We start from the raw sequence: 1,323 nt of genomic DNA, 5'->3' as shown, positions 1-1,323 counted from the left end.
GACGAAGCGCCACACCAGTTCGGGCCACTCGCTCGCGGGGCCCACCGGGTCGTACAGCGCCACCCAGGAGCGGCCGCGCCGCCCGAACATGACAAACGCCCGCTGCGACTCGGAGACCATCAGGCTCTTGTCGCCCATCATCACCAGCCCCGCGCCCGCCACCCCCTGCGCGCGCACGATGCGTGCCGCCTGGTTGAGCGCGCCGGCACTGGGCTTGATCAATGCCGGGTGGGGCCGGCGCAGCAGCTGGACCAAGGCCACGATGAACGCCACCAGTGCCACCGCCACCATGGCCCGCAGCGAGCGCGGCGCGTGGCCGTCGAAGGCGAACTGCCACCAGACCTGGTTCACGTAAGCGACATCGCGGTAGACAAAGAACAGCAAGGCCCCGGTGGCCGCCACCACCACCGCCACCGCGGCCAGCCAGCCGCCCGTGAAGGCCTGCGAAAACAGCGCCGCCTTGCGGTTGAACTGCCGGCGCGACAGCGCCAGGCTCGCCGTCAGCACGCTGAGCAGCACCGCCTCGGACACCGCGATGCCCTTGGGCAGGCAGAGCACCAGGCTCACCAGCGCAAGGACCAGGCCGGCCCACCACGAGGCGTCGAGCCGCAGGAACATGCCCCGCGCCACGAACAGCAGCGCCAGCCCGATGATGCTGCCGAGAAAGTGGGCCGCTTCGACGATGGGCAGCGGCATCAGCTGCGCGAGCAAGACGGTCGCGTCCGCGTTCGCCGGTGTCACGCCCGACACCAGCAGCATCACGCCGACCACAAAGGTGAAGGCCGAGAGCAGCAGCGGCGACAGGCTGGCCGCCGCCCGAACCACCGGCGTGGCGGCACCGCGCTGCAGTTCGGACAGCACCAGCAGCCCCAGCGCCAGCACCAGCGGCAGCAGGTGGTACACCGCGCGGTACAGCACCAGCGCGCTCACCAGCTGGTGGGCCGGCACCTGCTGGCCCAGCGCCAGCAGCATCACCGACTCGAACACCCCCAGACCGCCCGGCACATGGCTGATCACGCCCAGCGCGATGGCCAGCGAATAGAAGCCCACAAAAGCCGGGAAGCCGATCGCCCCCTCAGGCAGCAGCACCCACAGCGCGGCCGCAGCGGCCACCACATCCACGGCCGAGATCAGCAGCTGCTGGGCCGCGATCGACGCGCTCGGCAAACGCAGCGACCAGCCCGCCAGGCGCAGGTCATCACCACCGCCACGGCACATGCCCACAAAAACCGCCGCGGCGACCAGCACCGCCACGCCCAGGGCCTTCAGCAGCCCGGCCGACAGCCCCACCATCGAAGCCACCGCACCGGCGCCCCACACCAG

General features: G+C 71.1%; 1 protein-coding gene. It reads right to left on the bottom strand.

Annotation, left to right across the window (positions count from 1 at the left end; all coding sequences use genetic code 11):
• Nucleotides 1-1,323 (bottom strand): phosphatidylglycerol lysyltransferase domain-containing protein (locus Q7W29_13445; GenBank protein ID MDO9172826.1); only part of this gene is annotated, 1,323 nt, incomplete at both ends.

This window comes from bacterium (assembly GCA_030654305.1).
Lineage (GTDB): Bacteria > Krumholzibacteriota > Krumholzibacteriia > LZORAL124-64-63 > LZORAL124-64-63 > PNOJ01.
This window is presented reverse-complemented; position numbering and strand designations above follow the sequence as displayed.